Below are 6,557 nucleotides of genomic sequence, written 5' to 3' on the forward strand. Positions count from 1 at the left end.
GGCCGCCGCGCCTTCGGGGCGCGGCTCGGCCACGGGGGCGGGCGCGTCGGGCAGCACGCCCTTGATGACGGGGGTCTGCTTGTTGGTGGGCTCCTGCGAGCGGCGCGTGACGGCGGTGGGGTCTTCCACTTCTTCGGCGAGCTTGTAGCTGGCGTCGATGTGGTCCAGGCGCGGGTCGTCGTGCTTCAGGCGCTCCAGCCGGTAGTTGGGCGTGTCCAGCGACTTGTTGGGCACCATGAGCACGCTGACGCGCTGTTTCAGCTCGATCTTGGCGATCTCGGTGCGCTTTTCGTTGAGCAGGAAGCTGGCGACCTCCACCGGCACCTGGCAATGCACGGCGGCGGTGTTGTCCTTCATGGACTCTTCCTGAATGATGCGCAGGATTTGCAGCGCCGACGATTCCGTGTCGCGGATGTGGCCCGAGCCGCCGCAGCGCGGGCAGGGGATGGACGAGCCTTCGGAGAGGGCAGGCTTCAGGCGCTGGCGGCTCATCTCCATCAGGCCGAACTTGCTGATGGTGCCGAACTGCACGCGGGCGCGGTCTTGGCGCAGCGCGTCGCGCAGGCGGTTTTCGACCTCGCGGCGGTTCTTGCTTTCCTCCATGTCGATGAAGTCGATGACGATCAGGCCGCCCAGGTCACGCAGGCGCATCTGGCGGGCCACTTCGTCGGCGGCTTCGAGGTTGGTGCGCGTGGCGGTTTCCTCGATGTCGCCGCCCTTGATGGCGCGGGCCGAGTTCACGTCCACGCTGACCAGCGCCTCGGTGTGGTCGATCACGATGGCGCCGCCGCTGGGCAGTTGCACGGTGCGGGCGTAGGCCGATTCGATCTGGTGCTCGATCTGGAAGCGGCTGAACAGGGCCGCGTCGTCGCGGTAGCGCTTCACGCGGGCGGCATGCTCGGGCATGACGTGCGCCATGAACTGCTGCGCCTGCTCGTAGATGTCGTCGGTGTCGATGAGGATGTCGCCGATGTCGCTGTTGAAGTAGTCGCGGATGGCGCGGATGACCAGCGACGATTCCTGGTAGATCAGGAACGCGCCCTTGCCGCCCTTGGCCGCGCCGTCGATGGCGTTCCAGAGCTTGAGCAGGTAGTTCAGGTCCCACTGCAGTTCGGGCGCGCTGCGGCCGATGCCTGCGGTGCGGGCGATGATGCTCATCCCATTGGGGTATTCGAGCTGGTCCATCGCCTCTTTCAGCTCGGCCCGGTCTTCGCCCTCGATGCGGCGCGACACGCCGCCGCCGCGCGGGTTGTTGGGCATCAGCACCACGTAGCGGCCCGCCAGGCTGATGAAGGTGGTCAGCGCCGCGCCCTTGTTGCCACGCTCTTCCTTTTCGACCTGCACCAGCAGTTCCTGGCCTTCACGGATGACCTCGTTGATGCGCGCCTGGCTGGGCGCGACGCCGGGGGCGAAGTACTGCTTGGAGATTTCCTTGAACGGCAGGAAGCCGTGGCGGTCTTCGCCGTAATCGACAAAGCAGGCTTCCAGCGACGGCTCGACGCGCGTGACGACGGCCTTGTAGATGTTGCCCTTGCGCTGCTCGCGCCCTTCGATCTCGATCTCGTAGTCGAGGAGCTTTTGTCCATCGACGGTGGCCAGGCGGCGTTCTTCGGGCTGCGTGGCGTTGATGAGCATCCGTTTCATGGTTGCTGTCCTTCTATTTCTCTTTGCGTCGCGTGAACGACAAAACAGGCTCTACAGGAGCCGTGAATGCCTGGACTGACGGTCTGAAACGAAGGGAATTGCCGTGAATGCCATCGGCCTGCGGCGCGCTAGCGCAGCAGGCAAAGGCAGGGGCGCATGGATGGGGGCGAGTGGGAGAGGAAGCACAGTTTTGCTACTGTATTGGTAGCTGCTTGTGCTTGCTGGATGGGCGCTGGAGCCGGATTTGAGCCTGCAGCCGGGGGCATCAGCCACCGCCACAAGGTCAGCATCCAGTTCATCAACAGCCACATAGCTCGCTTCGATCCGCCGACAGGCTGCGCCCGGGTGGGGAGCATCTGCCGACTTGGGGGATTCCGGTTCGGTGTTTCAATCTGTCAGCCCGCCGAGCGATGTGCGGGCCACCGCAGGCTTTGGCCTGCTTGTCTGCCCGCACGACGCCTGCTGGCATCGACCTTCCTGCGCGGTTGTAGGGGTTGGGTGGACTAAACTCCAGACAAATCAACCACTTACAAAGCAACGCGCAGGTGAAACACATTATAGAGGCCAAACCGCTCACCACTCCTGCGGCCCGGCTGGTGGAAGTGGATGCGGACTCCGCAGGCCAGCGCCTGGATAACTTCTTGATACGCGAATTGAAGGGCGTGCCCAAGACGCACGTCTATCGCATCATCCGCAGCGGCGAGGTGCGCATCAACAAGGGCCGCGCCAGCGCCGACACGCGGGTGGAGCCGGGCGACGTGGTGCGCGTGCCGCCCGTGCGCATCTCGGGCAACGTGGCCGAGAAGGCCGAGCGCCCCGCGCCTGCGCGCGAATTCCCCATCCTGCTGGAGGATGACCACCTGATCGCCCTCGATAAACCCGCAGGCGTGGCCGTACACGGCGGCAGCGGCGTCAGCTTTGGCGTGATCGAACAACTGCGCCAGGCGCGCCCGCAGGCCAAGTTCCTTGAACTGGTACACCGGCTCGACCGCGAAACCTCGGGCATCCTGCTGGTCGCCAAGAAAAGGTCGGCGCTCACCCACCTGCAAGACCAGTTCCGCGAACGCGAGACGGGCAAGACCTACCTGGCACTCGTCACGGGCGCCTGGCCCGCCAACAAGAAGGTCATCGACCAGCCCCTTCACAAATACCTGCAGGCCGATGGAGAACGCCGCGTGCGCGTGACCACCGCCGACGACCCGGACGGCATGCGCTCCATCACCCTCGTCAAGCTGCGCAACGCCGTGCAAAAGCCGGACTTGCCCGCGATGAGCCTGCTCGAAGTGACCATCAAGACAGGCCGCACGCACCAGATCCGCGTCCACCTCGCATCGCAAGGCCACCCCATCGTGGGCGACGACAAATACGGCGACTTCGACCTGAACAAGCGCCTGCAAAAGCTGGGCGTCAAGCGCATGTTCCTGCACGCCTGGCGATTACAGTTCACCCACCCCGCCACGGGCGAACGCACCGAGCTGCGCGCCGAACTGCCGCCCGAACTGACCGCATTTTTATGACCCGCCGCTTCGACCTCATCGCCTTCGACTGGGACGGCACCCTGTTCGACTCCACCGCCATCATCGTGCGCTGCATACAAGAGGCCGTGCGCGACGTGGGCGGCACCGTGCCGGGCGACAAGGAGGCCGCCTACGTCATCGGCATGGGCCTGATGCAGGCCCTGGCCCACGCCGCGCCCGACGTGCCGCCCGAGAAATACCCCGAACTCGGCAACCGCTACCGCTATCACTACGTGCAGCACCAGAACGACATCAGCCTGTTCGATGGCGTGCTGCCTTTGCTCGACGACCTGCGCGCGCGCGGCCACCTGCTGGCCGTCGCCACCGGCAAGAGCCGCCGCGGCCTGGACGAAGCCTTGCACACCGTGCAGTTGCGCGGCGTGTTCGACGGCTCGCGCACCGCAGACCAGACGGCGGGCAAGCCCCACCCGCTGATGCTGCACGAGCTGATGGCCGAGTTCGACGTGCCGCCCGAGCGCCTCTTGATGATCGGCGACACCACGCACGACCTGCAAATGGCCGTCAACGCAGGCTGCGCCAGCGTGGGCGTGAGCTACGGCGCGCACGAGCCCGGCGCCTTCCATGCGTTCAACCCCCTGTTCGTCGCCCACTCCGTGCGCGAACTGCACGACTGGCTGTTGCGCGAGGCGTGACATGGACGAAGGCCAGGCCATCCCCCTGTGCAACAGCGCCGACCTGAGCAACGGCGGCGTGGCCGTCCCCTTCGACGTGACCTACGCGGGCCAGACCTGCCGCGCCTTCGCCATCCGCTACCAGGGCACGGCCCACGCCTACCTGAACCGCTGCACGCACGTGCCGATGGAGATGGACTACCAGGAAGGCCGCTTCTTCGACGACACCGGCCACTGGCTGCTGTGCGCCACCCACGGCGCGGCCTACCTGCCCGCCACCGGCCAGTGCGCGGGCGGCCCGTGTCGCGGCGGGCTCGTCAAGATCGCCCTGTCGGAAGCTGACGGCGTGGTCTGCTGGCATACTGCCCACCACCTGCAGCCCGTGGAGTTCTGAATTGGAACCAAAATACGATCAGATGCCCGACCCATGGGCGCAAGCAGCTATCAAATCAGGAGTATCCGTGAGCGATTTACCGCATGAACCCGGCTGGGAGCGCGCCACGCTGGAAAAGCTGGCCTTCGCCGTCCTCAGCGAGCAGCGCAGCGCGCGCCGCTGGAAGATCTTCTTCCGCCTGGCGTGGCTGGCGCTGATTGCCGCCATCGGCTGGGCCGCCTTCCAGCAGGCATCGACCAGCGCCAGCAAGAGCTCCCCGCACACGGCCGTGGTGGACATCAAGGGCGAGATCGCCAGCGGCGCCGAGGCCAGCGCCGAGTTCGTCGTGGCCGCCATGCGCAGCGCATTGGAAGACGAAGGCTCGCAGGCCCTGGTGCTGCTCATCAACTCGCCCGGCGGCAGCCCGGTGCAGGCGGGCATCATCAACGACGAAATCGTGCGCCTGAAGGCCAAGCACAACAAGCCCATCTACGCCGTGGTCGAGGAGACCTGCGCCTCGGCCGCCTACTACATCGCCGCCGCCGCCGACGGCATCTACGTGGACAAGGCCAGCATCGTGGGCAGCATCGGCGTGCTGATGGACGGCTTTGGCTTTACCGGCACCATGGAAAAGCTGGGCGTGGAGCGCCGCCTGCTGACGGCGGGCGAGAACAAGGGCTTCCTCGACCCGTTCAGCCCGCAGACGGAAAAACAGCGCCAGTACGCGCAAACAATGCTCGACCAGATCCACCAGCAGTTCATCGCCGTGGTGAAGGCCGGGCGCGGCGACCGCCTGAAGACCACGCCCGACACCTTCAGCGGCCTGTTCTGGACCGGCCAGCAGGCCGTGGAAATGGGCCTGGCCGACCACTTGGGCAGCCTGGACTACGTGGCGCGCGAGGTGGTCAAGGCCGAGGACATCATCGACTACACCCGCCGCGACAACGTGGCCGAGCGGCTGGCCAAGCGCTTTGGCGCGGCGGTGGGCATGGGGGCGGTCAAGTCGCTGTCGCTGGCGGGCTGGCAACTGCGCTGATTTTTGGCCAAATTGGCCTCCAGCGCTTATCCAGCAAGCGCTGACAGCTATCAAAACAATAGTATCAGCGCCCCAGCGCAAACACGGCGGGCGTGCGGTTGTCCGGCGCTGCGGGCTGCTGGCGCCACTGGCGCACCAACCGGCTCTGAAAGCGCGCCTGCGCCAGCGTGATGCCGCTGGCCAGCGCCAGGCGGGTGTGGGGCTGCAGCGTCTGCACCAGCGCCTGCCACAGGGCGGGGTTGCGGTAGGGCGTTTCGATGAAAAGCTGCGTCTGCCCGGTCTTGAGGGCCAGCGCTTCCAGGTCCTTGATGCGCTGGGCGCGCTCGGCGGCGTCCTGCGGCAGGTAGCCGACAAAGGCGAAGTTCTGCCCGTTGAGCCCGCTGGCCGCCAGCGCCAGCAGCAGCGACACCGGCCCCACCAGCGGTGCCACCGCAATGCCCAGCTCGTGCGCCGCGCGCACCACCGACGAGCCCGGGTCGGCCACGGCGGGCATGCCCGCTTCGCTGACGAGGCCGATGTCGTGCCCGTTCAGCGCCGCCGCCAGCAGCGGGCGGGCGTCGAAAGCGTGCGCGGCGCCGTGGTCGCCCTTCTTATGTACCTCGCGCGGCAGTTCGGCGATCTGCTGCTGTTGCAGCGGCGCGGCCAGCGGGTGCAGGGCGTCGATGCGCTTCAGGTAGGCGCGGCAGCTCTTGGCGTTCTCGCAAATCCAGTGCGTGAGCCGTGCCGCTGTGCGCAGCGTGCCGTCGGGCAGCGCGTCCTGCAGGGGGGCTTGCGTGTCGCAGCCGAAGTCCAGCGGCGCGGGCACCAGGAACAGGGTGCCGGTCATGGCAGCACCAGCCCGGCGGCGCGCAGCATGCGGCAGGTGCGGATCAGTGGCAGGCCGACGAGGGCCGTGGGGTCGTCGCTGTGGATGGCGTCGAGCAGGGCGATGCCCAGACCCTCGCTCTTGGCGCTGCCCGCGCAGTCGTAGGGGGCTTCGGCTTGCAGGTAGCGCTCGATCTCCGCGTCGGACAGCTCGCGGAACTGCACTTGCACCGGCGCCAGGTCCGCCTGCTCGAAGCCCGTGGCCTGGCAGACCACGGCCAGGGCAGTCTGGAAGACGACGGTCTGGCCGCGCATGCGCCGCAGCTGCGCCGTGGCGCGCTCGTGCGTTCCGGGCTTGCCCAGCGGCTCGCCCGCGAGGTCGGCCACCTGGTCGGAGCCGATCACCACCGCGTCCGGATGCTGCCGCGCCACCGCGCGCGCCTTGGCCAGCGCCAGGCGCTGCGCCAGCGCGCGCGGGGCCTCGCCGGGGGCGGGCGTCTCATCGACTTCGGGGGCGCAAACGCTGAACGGCAGGCGCAGCCGCTCCAGCA

At 67.3% G+C, this 6,557-nt stretch carries 7 protein-coding genes; 4 read left to right on the plus strand and 3 right to left on the minus strand.

Annotation, left to right across the window (positions count from 1 at the left end):
* The coding region (locus tag QM569_RS02410; RefSeq protein ID WP_414985630.1) for an Rne/Rng family ribonuclease at positions 1 to 1,644 on the minus strand (1,644 nt) is incomplete at its 3' end.
* 545 nt (positions 1,645 to 2,189) lie between these two features.
* On the opposite strand from QM569_RS02410, the gene QM569_RS02415 reads away from it, so the two are divergent.
* Genes QM569_RS02415 through QM569_RS02430 form a run of 4 tightly spaced genes read left to right on the plus strand, consistent with a single transcriptional unit; the run spans position 2,190 to position 5,202 of the window.
* On the plus strand, positions 2,190 to 3,161 hold the full coding sequence (locus QM569_RS02415; protein WP_414985631.1) for an RluA family pseudouridine synthase: 972 nt from the start codon (positions 2,190 to 2,192) through the stop codon (positions 3,159 to 3,161).
* Entirely contained in the window at positions 3,158 to 3,814 is a 657-nt protein-coding gene (locus QM569_RS02420) for an HAD family hydrolase (protein ID WP_414985632.1), read from the plus strand. Before QM569_RS02415 ends, QM569_RS02420 begins: the two co-directional genes overlap by 4 nt.
* Position 3,815: 1 nt before the next feature.
* Positions 3,816 to 4,187 carry a Rieske (2Fe-2S) protein gene (locus QM569_RS02425; protein ID WP_414985633.1) on the plus strand — a complete coding sequence of 124 codons (372 nt, stop codon included), beginning with the start codon at positions 3,816 to 3,818 and terminating at the stop codon, positions 4,185 to 4,187.
* Positions 4,188 to 4,209: 22 nt separating this feature from the next.
* Positions 4,210 to 5,202 (plus strand): S49 family peptidase, encoded by a 993-nt coding sequence (locus tag QM569_RS02430; protein WP_414985634.1) that lies wholly within the window; start codon positions 4,210 to 4,212, stop codon positions 5,200 to 5,202.
* Positions 5,203 to 5,266: 64 nt separating this feature from the next.
* On the opposite strand, the gene QM569_RS02435 is transcribed toward QM569_RS02430, so the two are convergent.
* Positions 5,267 to 6,028: an SAM-dependent methyltransferase gene (locus QM569_RS02435; protein ID WP_414985635.1), complete on the minus strand. Its 762-nt coding sequence runs from the start codon at positions 6,026 to 6,028 to the stop codon at positions 5,267 to 5,269.
* Positions 6,025 to 6,555: a Maf family nucleotide pyrophosphatase gene (locus QM569_RS02440; protein ID WP_414985636.1), complete on the minus strand. Its 531-nt coding sequence runs from the start codon at positions 6,553 to 6,555 to the stop codon at positions 6,025 to 6,027. Before QM569_RS02440 ends, QM569_RS02435 begins: the two co-directional genes overlap by 4 nt.
* Positions 6,556 to 6,557 lie beyond the last annotated feature (2 nt).

The organism is Acidovorax sp., from assembly GCF_047607405.1.
Classification (GTDB): domain Bacteria; phylum Pseudomonadota; class Gammaproteobacteria; order Burkholderiales; family Burkholderiaceae_C; genus Acidovorax.